This window comes from Kluyvera sp. 142486, assembly GCF_046569695.1.
In the GTDB taxonomy this organism is placed as follows: Bacteria; Pseudomonadota; Gammaproteobacteria; order Enterobacterales; family Enterobacteriaceae; genus Kluyvera.
The window spans coordinates 142,593-161,899 of the sequence record NZ_JBKHUI010000008.1 but is presented as its reverse complement, the minus strand read 5'-3'; the positions used below and the strand labels follow the sequence as shown (position 1 = coordinate 161,899).

Genomic DNA, 19,307 nt, shown 5'->3' with positions numbered 1-19,307 from the left:
CCCGTTACTCATAACGACAAAGACGAACGGAACGCCAGTCTCCTGTCACTCCCCATTAGCAGGTCATAAACGAGAGGCTGGCGGTGGGTATTCCACTTTACGCAGGCATAACAGGCGTTATTAATACGTACATCATGTAGTTAAGCGCCAAATTCGGTGATGAAATGCTGTAATTCTTCACCGGTAAGCGGCTCTGAAATATAATTACCCTGATAGTATGAAATACCGGATTCTTGCAAAATAGCCATTTTCTCCAGTCGGTCCACGCCTTCAGCAATACAATAGCGGTTCGTCAACATACAGTAATAAGAGAGGCTTTTAACCAGCGCTAGCGCTTCGCCATCCCGACTCAGTGCGTCCACCACATTCATATCCAGTTTATAGCCATCGAACTGGAACTTTCGGACCGGGAAATTCACGCTATTGCGTGAAAAACAGTCGTCCAGAACGATGCTAAAGCCCGACTTTTGCAGATAGGCAAGGTTATCAATTGATTGTTCATTCTGGCTAAGGTCGTTACGCTCGTTAATCTCCAGCACAAATTTCTTTGCCCAGTCGGATGAATGCAGCTGTTTTTTAGCCGTTTCCAGCATCCTGACCAGACCATCATTATCGATAGTGCTGGACTCAATATTAATTGAGAAAAAGTACTTCCCTTGATAAAAATTAATATAAGTAACCGTTTTCTGAATAAGAAATGCCGTCAGAATAATCCACACATAGGTAGAGTGTAATTTTGGCAAAAAATCATCCGGCGCTAAGACGTGACCTTTGCTATACCACCTTATAAGAATCTCAAAACCCTCAAGTTTTTGTTGACCTTGAGTTACAGGCTGGAAGACAACAAACAGCTCATTACTGTATAACGCATGTGCAAACTCCCTCTCAAATGAAGAAAGACGACTTAGCATAGTGATATCTCCGTTAGCCATGTCTGTTTTTTCACGGACGGAAGAAAACAAATAAGGTATAACCTCGGCTATTTTCTTTATCCCAGACAGACGCTGATTATATAGCGTTTTCTTGCTCACCCCAAGATAGTCAGCTTGCTCCGTAATATTAACGCCATGAAACAGGTCGGATATAACCTGCATTTCCTTTTTGGATAATCCCTCTTTTCTATCATTACCATTCAGATCGTCATACTTACCAATATAAAAACTTTCTGCTATTGCAACATTTTTTAAATAGGGGGTAACCCTTCTTTCTGGCAGTAAAAGCTCAGATAATTTATCACATGGCAGATTGGAGGGTGCCACATGTATCGCTGCATTATTAATTTTAGGCTTCGCTACCTGAGACTTAATCACATTCCAGAGCCATGAGGCCGGTAGTTTGCTGATGATAAGCACCCAGAATAAATGTCCTGAATGGTTCAACAGCGAAATAAGTGACCTAAGGGTTGAAAGCATCCAGTACGGTTCACTGGGGATGTAGACAACCACGCGTTCACCTTTAAGGATTTGCACATTTTCAATATCGCCCTCACTTTCAATATCTAAAACGGCCACTTCTCTGGCATTATCTACCATGGCGAGAAGACCGTTGGTAGCCATACCGCAGGGTGATAAAATATAGTCAATATGTCTACGATGAATACTCTCGAAATTGTTATCAAACATCCTTGCCTCATTTGTCTGAAAATCACCTTGATTCGACGTTGTCATTCACAAAACGAGGTTTAAAGAATTCATACTATGGCACCCAAATAAACACCATGGCCTCACCTCCCAGCCATCAGGATTTTAAGGGTTTCATGTTTTTAAATGTACTTTTAAAACTCATGTTTGAATACAGACCTGGAATATAAAACCGCCCATAACAGACAAACCACATCGGCAATTTTAAGATATCAACGTCTTTCGTTCCCTATTTTTTAAATTCCTTAAAAAACTTTGAATTAATTTATATTGCACACACACAATAAAACGGCGGTTAAACCAATGTACTATTTGTGGCACCAATGCATCTGATGCCCCACCTTCCCTGCGACGACGCGTCATAAAATGCCATCCCCCTCTTAACCACAACCTCTCCTCGCGCCGATTACTCAATATCTTGACACGCGAAATCACCGATGAACCAACAATGAAACGCAATTAATCTTTTGTATTCAATAAATTAACTTATATCCATTATGAGCAACATAAGAAAAATAACAAACTTTATAAGCTCATTCATATGTTTTAGGATTTTTCCCAAAGATAGTGTCTTCGCGAAAATTCTTATGGGAAAATTCTTAAATGATGTGAAAAAAATGAAAACAATTAAAGTTTGTAAGGATTAGCCTTAAGATAAATCTCGAAGTTTCAATGGGTGGAAATAAATATAAGTCAGACAGTCAGGATTGAATTACCAGGCAAGAAATCGCTCAACCGTGAATATCACTCACAACTCTTCTGTGAAATGCCTTGTCATTCATCACTTTTTTATTTTCAAATAAGAAATCTCACTCTGTTCACAACCTGAATTAAACAACGAACAGCGCTTCAGTGCGTTTTCCCGTGCACCACCATTCATCATCAAAACAAGGATGCTTAATGAAAGCTCAACTCTTTATAATGTCTCTTGCCATGATGTCAACATCAGTATTAGCGGCATCAGCGAATACCGTCCAGTTCCAGGGCGAAGTCAACGCACAAACCTGCACTGTGAATATTAATGGCAACTCGGCTGCCCCTATTGTGTTACTGCCAACGGTATCGACAGGCTCGCTTAGCACAGCAAAATCCACGGCGGGTGATACCAAATTTACGGTCAATGTCACCGGTTGCAATACCACCGATGCGGCGTCTATCTCAACCGTATTGGCTGGCAATAACATCACCACCAACAGCAACCTTGGCAACTCGGGTGGTACCGCAACCAATGTTTCTATCCAGATTCTGGATAGCGATGGGTCAACGGCGTTAGCTTTTGTTAATGGCTCAACGGTAAAAACCACGCAATTTACCAAAGCGGCTAGCTCAGCAACCGCTTCGCAGGATCTTACCGCACGTTACTACGCCGAGGCTTCGGACGTGACCCCAGGCACTGTCATCGCCTCAGCACAGTACTCCATCTCCTATAATTAAACCGTCAGGCACATAGCAATATGTGCCTGCAGGATTACCCCATGCTCAAACAAACAATCTGCATTCTGCCGTTGCTATATCTGGCCAGTTTCCCCGTCAGCGCGAGCGTCGTAATGGAAGGTAACCGGGTCATTTTTGACGCCAGCCTCGCGCAAAAGACCGTTAAATTTACCAATAACGATAGCTTTCCCTATATTGTTCAGGTCTGGCTCTCTGCTACCCCTGAGGGGAAAGAGACCGACAATCAGCAAAGCGGGCTGGCGGTCTCTCCGGCTATTTTTAAAATTCAGCCTAAGCAAGATCAGGTGATTAGCCTGCTAAATCCGGGCGCTGGGCAGAAAGTGACAAAAGAGCAGGTTTCCTATCTGCATTTCACCCAGGTGCCTTCAGTACCCGCGGATCAACACGATAAAAATAAGCTGGTTCTCATCGTTAATAGCACCGTGAAGGTGTTCTTACGCCCCGCTGATGTCCCTATCGCCTACGAGCAAATGCTCGATTTCGTTAATTATGCGATTGAGAAAGATCCCAACGGATGCCGACTTAAGGTCAGCAACCTATCACCTTATTTTCTCAATAGCCTTCGCGTCTCAACGCAGGTGGGTTCGGCAAAGAACATCATCCCCATGACCATGCTGGCGCCTGAGTCAACGGTGTCATTAAAAGCGGACTGTCACGCCGTTCAGAATGCAAAAGAGGTTCGCATCGGCTTTCTCAATGACTACGGCGTATTACAAGAAAAAGCGCTGAAGGCACGATAACCGGGATCAGTGGTAAATATGTTAAGGATAATAGTGTTAACACTGTTAGTCAGTCCGTTATCTTTATCCGCCTATGCCAGCACAGGCAAAGTGGATATTGCGGATGACGGCAGCGGCTATGTATTTGACACCACGCTATTGAAAGGAAGTGGCCTGCCGGTTGATGACATTATTAACTACATCTCAGCGGATAAAATAAAGCCGGGCACCTATTCCGTCGATATTCAGCTTAACGGCATCTTCTTATCCCATGAAAATGTCGATTTTCGCGGTGCCCAAAATAATACCCAACCCTGCTTCTCCTCTGCGCTGCTCGCACAACTGCCGCTGAAAGAAAAAGCCGCATTAAAATCAGCTGATTGCCATTTTTTATCTGATGTCATTAGCCAGTCATCCGTCGATACCGACATGACCAAAATGTTGGTCAACATTATTATTCCTGAAACCGAACTGATTAAAACCCCCCGCGGATATGTCCCGCCGGACGATCTGAATGCCGGGGAAACGATGTTTTTATCGAATTACAGCCTGAATCAGTATTACTCCCGGTTTAACGGCGGCGCAAACGGCGATTATCAGTCGACATGGATTGGCCTGAATAACGCCATTAACATCGGACAGTGGCAACTGCGCCAACAGGGTTCCTGGTCACATAGCTCGCCGGGAAAAACGCTATGGTCCAGCAACCGCGCTTACCTCCAGCGCCCTATTGTGCCGATAAGAAGCAACCTGACGGTGGGTGATAGCTATACCGCCGGTCATTTCTTCTCCGGCATGGCCTTTCGCGGCGTGTTACTGGCCTCTGACGACCGCATGCTGCCCCAGTCTCAGCAGGGCTACGCCCCCGTCGTGCGTGGCGTAGCAAGGAGTAACGCCCGCGTTACCGTAAGCCAGGGGAAGACCATTCTCTACGAAACCACCGTACCTCCCGGTAGCTTTGAGATTAGCGATCTGTACTCGGTCTCCTACTCCGGAGATTTAGCCGTTACGGTAACTGAAGCCGATGGCAGCGTCAGCACCTTTACCGTCCCTTACGCCGCGGGTCCTGAATCCGTCAGACAAGGCCGGGTCAAATACTCTGCCATTGCGGGGCGTTCCCGCTACGTGGGAGACAAAGACCCCTTCGCCGAATTCACGCTGCAATATGGCTTAAGTAATAATGTCACCACCAATATCGGCAGCCGCGTGGCTCAGGGCTATTTATCCGCCGTTATGGGCGCGGTCCACTCTTCCGGGCTAGGCGCATTCGGTCTGGATTCGACGTTCTCCCAGGCTGATTTACCCGGTGGTTCACAAACCGGTTGGATGTTCCATGCCAGCTACAGTAAGCGGATCGAACCCACCAATACGACCATCGCCATCGCCGGGTACCGCTATTCAACGGCCGGATATCGCGATCTTTCCGACGTTTTTGGCTTGCGTCAGGCTTGGGAAGAAAATAAGCAGGACTGGACTTCCACCACCCTGAACCAATCTTCCCGTTTTGAAGTCTCCGTCACTCAGGATATGGATCTACTCGGCAGCGTTTGGATTTCTGGTTCAACCCAGGCCTACCGCGACGGGCGCAGTCAGGACAGGCAATATCAGTTTGGCTACAGCAAGCAGTTTGCCAACGGCATGACGATTAATGCGTCAATTGCACGAACCCGCTATAGCGAGGTTTATCAGTCCACTATTGATGGCGGGATTGGCTATGACAACTATATCAACAACTACTATTCCGCTAACCAGCAGACCCTGAGCGCAGTCTCAATCTCTATTCCTTTTGGCAAGAACCGGCAGACGACCCTCAGCTCAACCTATACGCAGCAAAACGGCATTGGCTCAACTCTGCAATCCACGCTCTCCGGCGTCACGGACAGCGAACGCCCGTTGAGCTACGGCGTCACCTATGCGCGTAACTACGACCACACGCATTCAGTCGGTGGCACCCTGCAAACCTCAACGGCCATAGGTTCTGCGCAGGGTACCCTTTCACATGGCAAAAATTATTCTCAGGGTTCTGCTGGCCTGCAGGGCGCGGTAGTTATTCATAAAGATGGCGTGACCGCAGGTCCCTACCTGGGAGAAACCTTTGCTTTAGTTGAAGCCAAAGGGGCACAGGGTGCAACCCTCGCCGGCAGCCAGAACGTGGCTATCGACAGGTTCGGCTTCGCCCTGAGCCCATCCGTCGCGCCTTATCAATATAACAACGTGGTTCTCGATGCCTCCGGGATAAATAAAAACGCCGAGCTGGTGTCCAGCAGCCAGCGCATCGCCCCGATGGCGGGTGCCATGGTGCGGGTCAAATTTAGCGTTATCCACGGCTACCCGATGCTGATTGACGTTCACTATCCGGGCGGTCTGCCAATGGGCGCCAGCATCTACGATAACGACGGTCGCGCGGTGGGTACGGTTGGGCAGAACAATCAGGCCTGGGTTCGTCATGACAAACTCGAAGACACCTTAACCATCCAGTGGGGAAATCAGCAATCCTGCCGCTTACATTATCGCGTTGCTGATGCGCAGAGCCACGACACCATTATTAAAACGCCAGGAGAATGCCGGTGATGACTCATTCCACGTTACGCACTTTATTGTGGGGCGCAGCCCTTCTGTTTTTATCTGCCGCCACCGCGCAGGCGACCTGTACCCGAAAATCCTATATTGATGCAGGTTGTGATAGCTGCGGCGTGGGAATAGGTCTTGGTAATGTCAATATCACCAGCGCCTACCTGCAGCCAACGGGTACACCGCTCGGCAGCACCGTATACAGTATTACCACCGCAGCACGCTATAACAGCAGCGGTGCGGGCGATCTGGTTTTATATGAATGTGACGCTACCGATGCGGGCAGTATCTATGAGGTTTTTGCCACCAATGGCGATGACCGGGTAGGCGGTTTTTACGATCTGGGCACCGAGGATGGCAACCCGGACTATTACGCCACTTATTTCCCCTATGTTGGCATTAAGCTCACGCACATCAACTCCGGGCTGCCCTTTACACGCTACTGGCAGCAATATCCGATCACCAGCTATGCCACGGTGGGCAGCAAAATACAGATTCGGGTGAAGGATTTCAGCGCCGTACGCGCCGATCTTATCCGTATCAGCGGGCTACCAGGCGCAGGTGCGAGCCATTATTGCGGGGCATACAGTTCCAGCCGCCCCTACGCGGGAATGGCCTCTGCCACCGGAACATCCAGCTATTCCTGTACCCAGCCGAATGGCTACGTGACCTTTAAAGGGCCGGGTATCGCAACCGATGCTATCGGCTCAGATTCCGCCTACAACTACTCCACCTGGGGCACCGGGCGCTGGATAGCCATGGGCATGGGAACCTCGCCCGTCTCCACGTTAACCCACACGGCCACTTGCGTAGCGCGTAACGTCACGCCACTGGTGCTGCTGCCTACCATCAGTATTCAAGCGCTGGACGGCGGTGGAACGTCGCAGTCCAACTTTACCGTCTCGATTGAGTGCGATAACACCGCCGTGTCCGGCGTCTCATCCGGAGGCACGGCGCTAGGGCTACAGGTCCCGTATGAAAGCTATTTGGCCGCGCAAAAGCTGGGGCTGGTAAATGGCTCCGGCGGCGTGAGCTATCTTTTATCCGATGGCTATGGCACCGATGCCACTATCGCCACCGGTGTCGGTATCGCGTTAAGCAACGCCGCTACCGGTACGGCGATGAATTTCCTGGGCTGGGGAGCCTGTACCTCCAGCGGCTGCCCAAGCGGTAACGACGTGGGATGGTACTCCGTGCTCAACGGTGCTTCCGCTAGCGGCAGTTCAGCCTCCGGCTATACCAACTACCAGTCGGTGTTGACCGCCACATTGAAAAAAATACCGGGGCAGACGGTGACCGCCGGCAAAGTCAGCGCCAAAGCGTACGTTTGGGTGAGAGTACAGTGATGCGTAAACTCGCTACGCTATTGTTCGCGATGCTGACGTTCAACGCACACGCAGGGATGCTGGTCGATAAAACGCGGGTTATTTTTCATGAAGGCGAAGCGACGAAGAGCATCAACATCATGAACGTTAACGCCTACCCCGCCTTTGTGCAGGTTTGGGTCGATACGGGCGACATTCATAATTTCACCCAAAGTCCCGATGCTCCGTTTGTCCTTATCCCCCCGATATTTAACCTCCGGGCAGACGAAGTGAAATCGGTGAAAATCATCTATGACGGTAAAAAGTTGGCGGCCGACAGGGAAAGTTTGTACTGGATAAACCTCTACGAGGTACCGGCGGTAAAAACGGGGCTTACCCAGCAACAGTACCTGTTGATGTCAATGAAGACGCAGCTAAAGCTAATTTACCGCCCCAACAGCCTGGGCGATAACGTCACTGCGGCGGGGAAATCCGTCTCGTGTGCAGTAGAAGATAACGCGCCGCTCACCTTAGTTTGTCGTAATCCGAGCGGCTATTTTCTCTCCTATAACGACATCAGCGTGAGCCTCCACGGCCACCGCTACCAGGCCACCGCCGAGCTTGACCTTATGCTGCCGCCCTTCTCCACCCAACGCTTTGGATTAAAAGCGCTGCCGCAAGCGTCACTCGAGACGGGAAATAACATCACCTTTCGGTTGATTAACGATGCCGGAGAGCGAGAAGAGATAAGCCGTACGCTCAACCGCTAATCCGCGTTTTTTCATCGCGTCGCGGAGCGGGTTCATCATATCGACTCACGGGGAAGCCAGGGGCTGTCTACCCACACGGTATCCTGATGGCTGAGCCCTTCAATAAGATGCAGCGCGCTGAGACGGCCAATATCATAGTGCGGCAACTGGACCGTCGACAGCGGCGGTAAAAACAGCTCACCGGTCCCCACCATATTGTCATAGCCCAACACGGCGACATCCTGCGGAATACGCAGTCCTCGGCCCAACAATACCTGGTAGACAACAAAGGCCACACGGTCGTTGCCGCACACCACCGCATCAAACATCGGGCGCGAGCCCTTCAGGTAGCGCCCGACAAACTCCGCCGCATCAATATGGTGGCTCTCGCCGGGTGGAAGGTAGTGGTGGAACATGGTATCAGGGTCGACGCCCGCTTCACGGCAGGCTCTCTCCATTCCCGCTCGACGGCGATCGGTCGCCACAATCCCTTTTGGCAGGTGGATGCACAGCAGTCGCCGATAGCCTGCGGCCAACAGCGCTTTCACGCCGAGATATTGCCCTTGTTCGTCATCGGGAATATAGGTGGGAAATGGGCCACTGATGCTCTCGCAGTTCGCCAGCACGCAGCGATACTTATGCAGCTTTTCCGGCACCGGAACCTGACGCAGCCCCATCGCAGTGTAAATAATGCCGTCGGGGCGGTGCGATAACAGCAGATCGACCATTTTCTCTGGCCGATCGTTGCTGAACATATTCACCACAAAACTATTCCAGCCGTGCGCCCGGGCGGTCTCCTCGATAGAGAGCGTTATTTCAACGGAAAATGGCGTGGTCATGGTGTCCAGCGCCAGTACCCCAATGGTGTTGGCCGTCGTTTTCGCCCCGCGGATTTTTTTCGCCGAAATGTCAGAGACATAACCCAGGGCCTCCACGGCTTCCATCACCTTTTTATAGGTTTCTGGCCGCAGCCGTTCAGGCTCGTTAATCGCCCTCGACACGGTCATCAACGAGACGTTCGCCCGTTGTGCCACATCCTTTAAAGATGCCATACCCTCTCCTTTGACGGCGTTCACCTTGCCGGGTCCTGAAAATGCGATCTCGATAACACCCGCAAAATGTTAACGTTAACTTTTGTGATTAACATCGATATTACCACCAATTCTGCGGGAAAACCGAGAATGTTAACGTTATCTTTTCCGCAATTCACTTACGGGGACAAGCCAATGACATCACTACTTTCCAAAGCCAACGAAGCCTTGAGTCAACAAAAAGACCGTATAAACCCGCGCTGGTACCCGCGCTATCACCTTGCCCCGCAGGCGGGCTGGATGAACGATCCCAACGGTCTGTGCTGGTTCGATGGCTATTATCATGCGTTTTATCAGCACTACCCGTGGCAACCGGTCTGGGGGCCAATGCACTGGGGCCATGCGCGCAGCCGCGATATGGTGAACTGGGAGCACTTACCAATAGCACTGGCACCAGAAGGGCCAGAAGATAAAGATGGCTGTTTTTCCGGTTCCGCGGTGGTAGACGGCAATAAGCTGGCGCTTCTCTACACCGGGCACAAATTCGACGGCGAGGCGAAAGAAGAAAACCTGTATCAAGTACAGTGTCTGGCCACCAGCACCGACGGGGTTCACTTTGACCGCCAGGGCATGGTTCTTGATACCCCGCAGGGCGTTCACCATTTTCGCGATCCGAAAGTCTGGCAAGAGGGAGACAGCTGGTACATGGTGGTTGGCGCCCGGGTCGATGACGTGGGCGAAGTACAGCTTTATCGTTCGCAGGATCTGCGGCACTGGCAGTTTGCCAGCACGCTCGCCCAGGCCAACGACGGCATGGGTTACATGTGGGAATGCCCGGACCTCTTCCCACTGAAGGATAAACTCGTTTTCATGTTCTCACCGCAGGGTATCGCCGCCGCCGGCTACGATTACCGAAACCTGTTCCAGAGCGGCTATATGGTCGGCGAATGGCAGGATAACCATCAGTTCCACATTACCCAACCCTTCCAGGAGATGGATCACGGGCATGATTTTTACGCTCCCCAGTCATTTACCACCCCGGATGGCCGCCGCGTAGTCATCGGTTGGCTATCAATGTGGGAGTCACCGATGCCAGAACAGGCCGACGGCTGGGCGGGCATGCTTACCCTCCCCCGGGAAGTGACGCTCGACGCGGAGCAACGACTGCGTATGAACCCGGTGAAAGAGCTGGAATCGTTACGCGGCGAGCTTCATGTCTGGCCGGTCAGCGAACTGCACAATCGCACCCTGATGGTAGAAGAGCAGGCGCACGCTCTTGAAGTCGAATTGAGCCTCGATATCGCCCGCAGCCACGCTGAACAATATGGCATCGCGCTCGGCGATGGACTGCGCGTCTACGTCGATACGCAGTCACAGCGTCTGGTGCTGGAACGCCGCTACCCGCAGCATGGCCTCTCCGGCTGCCGCAGCGTCCCGCTGCCCGTCAATGATGTGCTGGATCTGCGTCTGTTTATCGACAGCTCTTCGATAGAAGTCTTTGCCAATCACGGCGAGTACACCCTCAGCAGTCGTATTTATCCTGAGCCGAACGATCGCCAGTTGAGCTTATTTAGCCACAACGGGCACGCCATTTTTACTAACGGGCAGGCCTGGCCGCTCGCCGCCCAATAACCCCCCGTCGCACTGTTTAAGGAAACACAATGACAATCTGGACGCTCGGAGATGCCGTGGTGGATTTACTACCGCGCGACAATATGCAGTTTGAAGCCTGTGCAGGAGGCGCCCCCTTCAATGTAGCTATCGGCGTCGCTCGCCTCGGCCATGCCAGCGGCTTTATCGGCCGCGTAGGCAATGACGCCTTCGGCCGCTTTCTGCACCAAACGCTGGTGACGGCGCAGGTGAAGACAGGAAGCCTGGAGTTTGATCCCCAGCGCCACACCAGTACCGTACTGGTGTCGCTGGCGCCTGACGGTGAACGACAGTTTGAGTTTCTGGTTAATCCGTCTGCCGATCAGTTTCTCAGCCCGGCAAGACTGCCCGACTTTGGCAGCGATATTCTGCACTTCTGTTCGCTGGCGCTGGTCGCGCCTGACTGCCGCGCCACCCTCACCCAGGCAATGGCGGCAACGCGCCAGGCCGGTGGCACGCTGAGCTTCGACATCAACCTGCGTCCGCAGATGTGGAGCAATGAGACGCAGATGTTTGATCTTGTTAGCGAGTTCGCCCGGCAGAGCGACATTCTGAAGATGTCCGAGGAAGAACTGCTTTGGCTAACACAGGCCGACAATATAAGCAGCGCCTGCGAACGGCTGGCTGATTTTCCCGCACGTCTGAAAATCATCACCCGCGGTGCCGATGGCGCTATCGCTTTCTGGCACAACAGCAGGTTGACGTTAAGCGGCTATCGCGTTGACAGCATCGACACCACCGGAGCCGGTGACGCCTTTATGGCCGGGCTGCTGGCGGCGCTCGCCGGAGAAGGCTGGCCTGCGTCAACGGCGGCGTTGTTCTCCCTTCTTGAACAGGCCAGCGCCTGCGGTGCCCTGGCAACCACCCAGCGTGGCGCGCTTAGCGCATTCCCCAACGGCCCACAGCTGAGCCGCTTTATTCAGTCACACCCTTCGCTACGGAGAACCATTACCCCGTAATACCGCGCACGCGTTACGTCGCAGCAGAATGACCTTACAATGACCTAATCTGGATTGGAAAAAACATGAAAATAACGATGCCGTTCAGTAATGATAAATACCGGTATTCCTCCGGGTATCTGCTCTTTTTCTTTGCCGCCTGGTCGCTGTGGTGGTCTTTTTACGCCATATGGCTAAAAAGCAAATTAGGCCTGTCCGGTACGGAGCTGGGCATGCTGTATGCCGTAAACCAGTTTTTCAGCATGCTGTTTATGTTGGGCTACGGTTTTCTGCAGGATAAGCTCGGTACCCGCAAACCCCTTATCTGGATGATGGGGACAGTCATCACCCTCAGCGGCCCGTTCCTGATTTATGTTTATGAACCGCTGCTGGTCTCCAGCTTCAAGCTTGGCATGGTACTGGGCGCCATTTTCTTTGGCCTTGGCTATCTCGCCGGTTGCGGTCTGGTGGAAAGTTTTGTCGAAAAAGTGAGCCGCAAATTCAACTTTGAATTCGGCACCGCCCGCTTCTGGGGGTCGCTTGGCTACGCCGCAGGGACGTTTGTGGGTGGTATCTTCTTCAGCATCAACCCACACATTAACTTCTGGTGCGTGTCGGTAATGGGGGTGATATTCCTGGCGATTAACGTGTTTTTCAAAACCGACGCACCGGCTCCAACGTCTGCGGCAGTCAGTTCGCCCGAGCCAGACGCGCTGACCCGAAAAGATTTTCTCACCATCTTTAAAGATTCGCAGTTCTGGTTTTTCGTTATCTTTGTCGTCGGCACCTGGTCGTTCTATAGCATCTACGATCAGCAGATGTTCCCGGTGTTTTACGCCAGCTTATTTGACGATCCTGAACTGGCTCCGCGCGTATACGGCTACCTCAACTCGGTACAGGTATTTATGGAAGCCGTCGGCATGGCGATGATTCCGTTCCTGATTAACCGCATCGGGCCGAAATCCGCACTGCTGCTGGGTGGCACGATCATGACCTGTCGCATTCTTGGCTCTGCGTTGTTCACCGATATCTCTATTATTTCCCTGATCAAAATGCTCCATGCGCTGGAAGTGCCGCTGTTTGTCATCTCGGTGTTTAAATTCAGCGTCGCAAACTTTGATAAGCGCCTCTCATCCACGATGTACCTGATTGGCTTTAATATCGCCAGCTCCATCGGCATCATCGTGCTGTCGCTGCCTATCGGTAAGCTGTTTGATAAGGTGGGCTATCAGGAGATCTTCCTGATAATGGCCAGCATCGTGGTTATCACACTGATATTTGGCTATTTCACGCTCAGTAAAAAGCATCACTCTTCGAAGGAAACGGCGGAGTTGGCTGCGGAGCAGTAAGACGAGATTAACAAAGTTAAATTGAAGCCAGTACGGTTCAGCGAATAATAAAATCCACGCGTAGTCGTGGGTTTTTACTTAAATTAACGCGTATTCCCTCTCTTTTATGTCCGTGGCGATCCCAACCAGATGCTCTTCGGCACTGCACATGTCGGTACGTTATTATCTTTCATGTCCATCATCGTAGTACTAAAAAAAGTCCACCCGACGTCACGCTATGCAGAGTGGACTTACATCACCTCAACGCCATAAACATCAGGCCATATAAAGGCCGAAAGCGGCTCATGAGGTCACTTCGAGTTCAGTGGCATAACGGGTGACCGGAACAAACGGCAGATAAGAGATACGCAGACGTTCCGCCAGTTCCAGCGTGTGGCTGCCGATTGCCAGCCCGCCTGGCATCAGAACGGTGATCGTCGCTTTTTCACCGAAGTTCCACCGATCGTCATAGACGGTTTCCAGTTCATCCAGCGTCCATTCGCGGCCACGAATTGCAAAGCGAATAGCCTGGCGATCGATTTTCGTGCCGTTGATGGTAATACCTAAATCTTCGACCATCGACAGCCCCAGCCCTCGATAATAGGGCAAACGAGCCTGAAAACGAAAACCGATCACTTTTTCATTTTCAGTGACGTTACCAAAGCCATCGCGGCAAATAATATGGTGATCAAACATCGTTAGCTCCTTAGCGAGAAAGTAATGCAGGGGTCGGCGTTTCGTTTAATAACCGGCAGAACATCAGTTGCTGGCGGCGTACCTGCTCGAGACTATCCACCTCCTGAGCATCCTCCACCCAGCGATTACCTTCATATTCAGAACAGATATAGCCTTCGTAACCGCCCTGCTTCAGTACGCGGAACACTTCATCGTAGGGGATCGACCATTCGACGTTCTCATCCGTCATCTCATAGAATTTTGCATGGATGTTATGAATGCGCGGCATAAAATCGAGCATCCGCTTTGGCTCAAACGCCGCGTTGTGGCGCAACGTTTCCGCCATCGCTATCTGTGGCCCTGGCCCCCATTTCTGCATCACGTCCAGAATAACGTATTCGCTCAGCACGCGGTCATCGTAGGCTTTTTCAATAAAATCGGCCGCCGCCTGCGGGCAACCATTGCGGATAAAGCGCTCCTTCCAGACCCGAGGGAAACGGAACAGAAACATTCCCATATCAGGCAGGAAGCCCAGCGCGCGGGTATTCGCTTTTTCATAGGCTTCCGCATGGCGAATAATCCAGGGATGATCGAAATGCAGCGGCGCATGCACCTCAAGCAGGATAGTGATCCCCTTATCTTCTGCATACGGTGCCGCAGCCACCAGCACCTCGGGCGCAACCGACACCAGCGAGCGAATAAACTTCATGCCCAGGCGGGCAGCAAAGTCGATATCCCGCTTGACGCTGTCGACCTGTTCAGCAAACGGCATCGGCCGGTCTTTATAGCGTTTGTAGTCAAGCATAAAGTCATGGCACACCGGTACCGTATCGTACTGGTGCATCAGGCGGTGCCATTCGGCAATCGCCTGGTCCGGCACGCCACACTCAGGCCATCCGTGAAACGTCTGCTCACCAATAACCTCAATGCCTCTTGCCCCCATGCTGGCGCAGTGCCCAATCACCTCTTCGAGCGTCATTTTGCCGAGATAGGTTTCGTTTTGAAAACTGTAGAGGCTGACGCCCCGTTGGATGTTATGGCTCATAGTGATTCCGTTTTGTCTTTCATAGTCAGGGCTAAGCCCGTTGCGTCACACACTTTTGCCACCGATTCAGCTACCGGTAGCGAAGGTTTATACTCGAGGCCCACGGCGCCGCAATATCCTAGCGTGCGCAGCGTGCGCATCGTAGATGTCCAGTCGCTTGCCGCCGCGTCGGGTTCATCGCGCCCCGGCGCCTGAGCAATCTGTACATGTCCCACCAGATGCATTCTGCCCGCCAGCACCGACGTCAGGCTCTCCCCCATCACCGTAGAGTGATAGACATCAAACAGCAGCTTCAGGTAAGGGCTATCAACTTCTTCCACGATATCGAGCCCCACCCGTGTGCTATTCAGGAACATTCCGGGGTGATCGATACGGGTATTCAGCGGCTCAAGCAGCAGCATAATTCCCGCCTTCTGGGCCAGACTTACCGCCTGGCGCAGCACGCTGAGCATCTGCGCTTTTTGTTCCTCAACATCGACGCCTTCACGGCTGAAGCCAGAGGCGATGACCAGCGGTGGCGATCCCAGCGTCAGCGCGGTCGCCAGGCTCTCCTTCAGCGCGGTGAGAAACTCACCATGCTGGGCGGGGTCAACCAGGCTGCGGCGAGGTTCAACCACGAAACTACTCAGCTGTACGCCGGTCTCTTGCAGCGCTTTTGCGAGCGTAGGTAAGGGTTTATCACGCCAAAGGTGAAATTCGACATGCGAGAAACCAAGGCGCTTTGCAGCGTATACCCGCTGCGCAACATCAGGGTGCTCTTGACTAAAAAGCCATTCAATACAGGCTGACAGGTACATCCTTCCTCCACGGTGGATTGGTGATTACACGCCATAAATAGAATAAAAATTCCAATTCTAGATTTAGCTTGTTTTTAACATGAACTTTCCGTCATTATCCGACAGAACAGCACAATAAATCAGAATGCGAGCACTAATTCTATTATTTAAATCCGTAGTGATGTCAATAATTTTTAACAAATCATTAACTAAAATTTGAAGGTACATCATGTTAAGCCCTACCCGAATGGCTGAAGATCGCGTCGCAGAAAACGAACGCGAACGTAAACGCACCTTTGCCGTGGTGGTCGTTTCTATCGCGATGGTATTGGAGATAATCGACGTCTCAATCCTTAACGTTGCCGTACCGGTACTGCAAAACGATCTGCAGGCCAGCGGCAGGCAGATTGAGTGGGTATTTACCGGTTACCTCTTTTTCTTTTCCGTTTTATTGCTGACCGGCGGGCGGCTGGGCGATCTGTTTGGATATCGTCGCTTGTTTATGGGCGGGCTACTGATGTTTGGCATCGCCTCCGCGGGCTGCGGATTGGCCGTTTCTGCCGACATGCTGATTGCCATGCGTATTCTACAGGGGGTCAGTGGCGCCATGATGGGGCCACAAATTCTGTCGCTGGTTCAGGTTCTCTATCCGCCGCACGAGCGTTTCAACGTAATGAGTATTTTCGGTATTCTCGGCGGCGCGGCGGGCGTGCTCGGGCCCATTCTCGGCGGTGCAATCATTGAATATGATATAGCCGGGCTGAGCTGGCGCCCGGTCTTTTTAATCAATATTCCCGTGGTTATCATCGCGCTGGTGCTGGCATGGCGAGTGCTGCCTGACGTCCGTAGCCCCCACGCACGCCAGATAGATATTACCGGTACGCTGCTGGCCATTGTCGGCGGTGGAGCGCTGCTTTTCACTCTCGTCGAAGCGCCTTCGCTACGCTGGCCGTGGTGGATATTCTTATTGCCTTTGCTGTCGGCTCTGCTGCTAATTCTATTCTGGCAGCATCTCAAACGTCGCACCCTGGCAGGTGGGGCGGCCCTCTTTCCCCCCGTTATTCTGCACGATCGTTTTTTTGTCACCGGAATCACCATCACCCTGCTCTATCAGCTCGCCACCGCCTCTCTGCTGCTGGCAACCTCGCTGGTTCTGCAAAGCGGCATGCGTCTTTCCCCACTGCACACCGCCCTGATGCATATTCCCTTTGCACTCGGCGCCGCGTTCTCGATTGCGGTAGCCGGCCGCCGTCTGGTGGGTAAACTTGGCCGCCTCATCACCCCCGTTGGCGTAGCCGTGCAAATAGCGGCGCTTGCGCTGATGGCGGCAGGCGTTCTCTACGCAGACACTCCGTTTAGCCTGCCGTTGTTGGGGAGCGGTTTCGGACTCTGCGGATGCGGCATGGGGCTGGTTTCCGCCCCCTTACCCGCGTTTGCCATGGCTCAGGTTCCGGTCGCCCATGCCGGAGCCGCCTCCGGGCTATTTCGCACCGGGCAGCAGTTTGGCGCCGCGCTGGGAATGGCCACGCTGGGTGGCTTTTATCTGGCGCAGACCGCCGCCGTACCGGCGCAGTGGTCCAGCGCCTTTATGACTTTGTTGGCGATGAATGGGCTGATATTGCTGCTTATCGCCCTGCTAAGCCGCGGCTTGCCGGGCGATGCTCACCGCCAGCCGGAGTAACGATTTCACCTTACCCTACCGGGGACTTTCCCCGATAATAAAAGAAGAGAAGGAGACCTATGAGCACTGATATTGATGTTCTGATTATTGGCAGCGGCCCCGCCGGGGCAACGTTCGCCCGTCATCTGGCCGATCGGACGACCGCTCGTATTTTAATGATTGATGCCGGTAGCGCGCTCACCGCCGCCACCGGTACCAATATCCGTAACCTGCCGCCGGATGCACGGGAGCAAGCCTGGAGCCAGGCAAAACGGTTCCCGCTGGCCGCTACATCAGAAGACGCCCCAGCGGATACGCTCCAGGCACGCCCCGGTACGCATCTACTCAACGCGCGGGCAACGGCCTCCCCTCTCCATGAGGCAATGCCCGCAGCAGCCATGTCCAGCAATATCGGCGGCATGGGGGTCCACTGGACCTGTGCCTGCCCTCGCCCCGGCGGCGCGGAGCAGATTCCGTTTATCGACGCGGCATCAATGCAGGCCGCCTTTGAGACCGCCGAGCGCTATCTGCAGGTCACACAACGTGGCTTTCCTGCCACCGCGCTGAGTCAAAGCATTATCAACGCGCTCAACCAGACATTTGCTGAGGGGCGAGATGCCTCAAGGCTGGCGCAGCCGATGCCATTAGCCTGCACGCCGCAGCCCGACGGGAAGCCCCGCTGGTCCGGCACGGATGCCATACTGGGCGATGTCAGCGCATTTAGCCGCCTGGAAATTCGCCCGGATACCCTCTGCAAACAGATCCGTACAGACGGCGATATTGCCCAGGGTGCAACGCTTTGCCATCTGCCGACCGGGCGTGAGTACGCTATCACCGCCCGGGTGATCATCGTCGCCGCCGATGCGCTGCGAACGCCGCAGCTTCTGCATGCCTCTGGTATTCGCCCTCACGCGCTGGGTCGCTGGCTCAACGACCAACCGCAGGTGATTGCGCTCATCAACGTCGACGCACCAGCAGGCAAACAGACTGCAGCAACACGCTCATCTGACGGACGTGATAACGTGTCCGGCGTAACCTGGCTTCCTTATAACGAGCCAGATTTTCCTTTCCACGGTCAGCTTATGCAGATGGATACCTCCCCGATTGCCTTCCATCAGGGCGGTGACGACGCTGGCAAACCGGTGGTGGGATTGGGCCTGTTTCTGGCAAAAGATCTGCGAGAGGAGGACCACATCATTTTTGAGCAGGAGACCGATGCGCTCGGCATGCCGCGTATGCGTTTAGCCTATGACCTGACGGAGCGCGACCGCGCCGGGCTTAGCCAGGCACTTGCGGCAGTCGAGAAAGTCGGCACCGCGCTGAACGGCGTCGCCAACGGCGGTGAGGCTATCATCCTGCCTGCGGGCACGTCCTTGCACTACCAGGGCACGCACCGGATAGGCCCGGTGGATGACGGTACCTGCGTCACCTCACCGGTCTCGCGGGTCTGGGGGTTCAATAACCTTTATCTTGGCGGCAACGGTGCTATCCCTACGGCCACCGCCTGTAACCCAACGCTCACCAGCGTCGCGCTGGCGGTGATGGCAGCTGACGACATCATTCGCCGCTTTTTCCCTGGCTGACAGCGGCCGCCAATAGCCTCATCTCCATGAGGCTATTCCAATACCCCTATCTCAATCATGGTATTTATATTCGCAATGTCTGTTATGCGAATTCACAATTTTTCTGCCACTGAATAAGCCTCCTACTCTTGAGTCCGGAGCCATCCGGCTTCGATCTGTACTCAACCTACACAATAAGAAAAT

15 protein-coding genes are annotated in these 19,307 nt (G+C 53.0%); 10 read left to right on the top strand and 5 right to left on the bottom strand.

Annotated features, from left to right (window positions below):
- Positions 1 to 140: 140 nt before the first annotated feature.
- Positions 141 to 1,622, bottom strand: coding sequence for an EAL domain-containing protein (locus tag ACLGE8_RS11250; RefSeq protein ID WP_410998516.1), 1,482 nt, complete (start codon positions 1,620 to 1,622; stop codon positions 141 to 143).
- 918 nt (positions 1,623 to 2,540) lie between these two features.
- On the opposite strand from ACLGE8_RS11250, the gene ACLGE8_RS11245 reads away from it, so the two are divergent.
- Genes ACLGE8_RS11245 through ACLGE8_RS11225 form a run of 5 tightly spaced genes read left to right on the top strand, consistent with a single transcriptional unit; the run spans position 2,541 to position 8,459 of the window.
- Positions 2,541 to 3,074 (top strand): fimbrial protein, encoded by a 534-nt coding sequence (locus ACLGE8_RS11245; protein ID WP_410998514.1) that lies wholly within the window; start codon positions 2,541 to 2,543, stop codon positions 3,072 to 3,074.
- A 20-nt stretch (positions 3,075 to 3,094) separates the two neighbouring features.
- Positions 3,095 to 3,835, top strand: a complete 741-nt coding sequence (locus ACLGE8_RS11240; protein WP_410998512.1) for a molecular chaperone — start codon at positions 3,095 to 3,097, stop codon at positions 3,833 to 3,835.
- A gap of 33 nt (positions 3,836 to 3,868) precedes the next feature.
- A complete protein-coding gene (locus ACLGE8_RS11235) occupies positions 3,869 to 6,385 on the top strand; it encodes a fimbria/pilus outer membrane usher protein (RefSeq protein WP_410998510.1) in 2,517 nt (838 codons plus the stop codon).
- Entirely contained in the window at positions 6,385 to 7,731 is a 1,347-nt protein-coding gene (locus ACLGE8_RS11230; RefSeq protein WP_410998567.1) for a fimbrial protein, read from the top strand. Before ACLGE8_RS11235 ends, ACLGE8_RS11230 begins: the two co-directional genes overlap by 1 nt.
- Positions 7,731 to 8,459 (top strand): molecular chaperone, encoded by a 729-nt coding sequence (locus ACLGE8_RS11225; protein WP_410998508.1) that lies wholly within the window; start codon positions 7,731 to 7,733, stop codon positions 8,457 to 8,459. The genes ACLGE8_RS11230 and ACLGE8_RS11225 overlap by 1 nt, the downstream gene beginning before the upstream one ends.
- A 35-nt stretch (positions 8,460 to 8,494) precedes the next feature.
- On the opposite strand, the gene ACLGE8_RS11220 is transcribed toward ACLGE8_RS11225, so the two are convergent.
- Positions 8,495 to 9,490 (bottom strand): LacI family DNA-binding transcriptional regulator, encoded by a 996-nt coding sequence (locus ACLGE8_RS11220; protein ID WP_410998506.1) that lies wholly within the window; start codon positions 9,488 to 9,490, stop codon positions 8,495 to 8,497.
- A gap of 174 nt (positions 9,491 to 9,664) precedes the next feature.
- Between ACLGE8_RS11220 and ACLGE8_RS11215 the strand changes: the two genes are divergently transcribed.
- The 3 genes from ACLGE8_RS11215 to ACLGE8_RS11205 all read left to right on the top strand — a co-directional run bounded on the left by ACLGE8_RS11215 (position 9,665) and on the right by ACLGE8_RS11205 (position 13,406).
- Positions 9,665 to 11,101, top strand: coding sequence for a glycoside hydrolase family 32 protein (locus ACLGE8_RS11215; RefSeq protein WP_410998505.1), 1,437 nt, complete (start codon positions 9,665 to 9,667; stop codon positions 11,099 to 11,101).
- 29 nt (positions 11,102 to 11,130) lie between these two features.
- Positions 11,131 to 12,078, top strand: coding sequence for an aminoimidazole riboside kinase (locus ACLGE8_RS11210; RefSeq protein ID WP_410998503.1), 948 nt, complete (start codon positions 11,131 to 11,133; stop codon positions 12,076 to 12,078).
- A 65-nt stretch (positions 12,079 to 12,143) separates the two neighbouring features.
- Positions 12,144 to 13,406: an oligosaccharide MFS transporter gene (locus ACLGE8_RS11205; RefSeq protein ID WP_410998501.1), complete on the top strand. Its 1,263-nt coding sequence runs from the start codon at positions 12,144 to 12,146 to the stop codon at positions 13,404 to 13,406.
- Between the two features lie 282 nt (positions 13,407 to 13,688).
- Here the strand turns inward: ACLGE8_RS11205 and ACLGE8_RS11200 are convergent, their stop codons facing one another.
- From ACLGE8_RS11200 to ACLGE8_RS11190, 3 genes are read right to left on the bottom strand one after another with little or no spacing between them, the layout of a single operon-like run.
- Complete coding sequence (locus ACLGE8_RS11200) at positions 13,689 to 14,081, bottom strand: DUF6379 domain-containing protein (RefSeq protein ID WP_368301458.1); 393 nt, start codon at positions 14,079 to 14,081, stop codon at positions 13,689 to 13,691.
- Between the two features lie 10 nt (positions 14,082 to 14,091).
- Positions 14,092 to 15,105: a sugar phosphate isomerase/epimerase family protein gene (locus ACLGE8_RS11195; RefSeq protein WP_368301459.1), complete on the bottom strand. Its 1,014-nt coding sequence runs from the start codon at positions 15,103 to 15,105 to the stop codon at positions 14,092 to 14,094.
- Entirely contained in the window at positions 15,102 to 15,902 is an 801-nt protein-coding gene (locus ACLGE8_RS11190) for a TIM barrel protein (protein ID WP_410998500.1), read from the bottom strand. Before ACLGE8_RS11190 ends, ACLGE8_RS11195 begins: the two co-directional genes overlap by 4 nt.
- Before the next feature lie 208 nt (positions 15,903 to 16,110).
- Here ACLGE8_RS11190 and ACLGE8_RS11185 point away from each other — a divergent pair, with 208 nt between their 5' ends.
- Together ACLGE8_RS11185 and ACLGE8_RS11180 are read left to right on the top strand one after the other, a co-directional pair.
- Positions 16,111 to 17,562, top strand: coding sequence for an MFS transporter (locus ACLGE8_RS11185; RefSeq protein WP_410998499.1), 1,452 nt, complete (start codon positions 16,111 to 16,113; stop codon positions 17,560 to 17,562).
- A gap of 59 nt (positions 17,563 to 17,621) precedes the next feature.
- The gene (locus ACLGE8_RS11180) at positions 17,622 to 19,124 is read left to right on the top strand and encodes a GMC oxidoreductase (RefSeq protein ID WP_410998498.1); all 1,503 of its coding nucleotides are present in this window, start codon (positions 17,622 to 17,624) and stop codon (positions 19,122 to 19,124) included.
- The last annotated feature ends 183 nt before the right edge of the window (positions 19,125 to 19,307 follow it).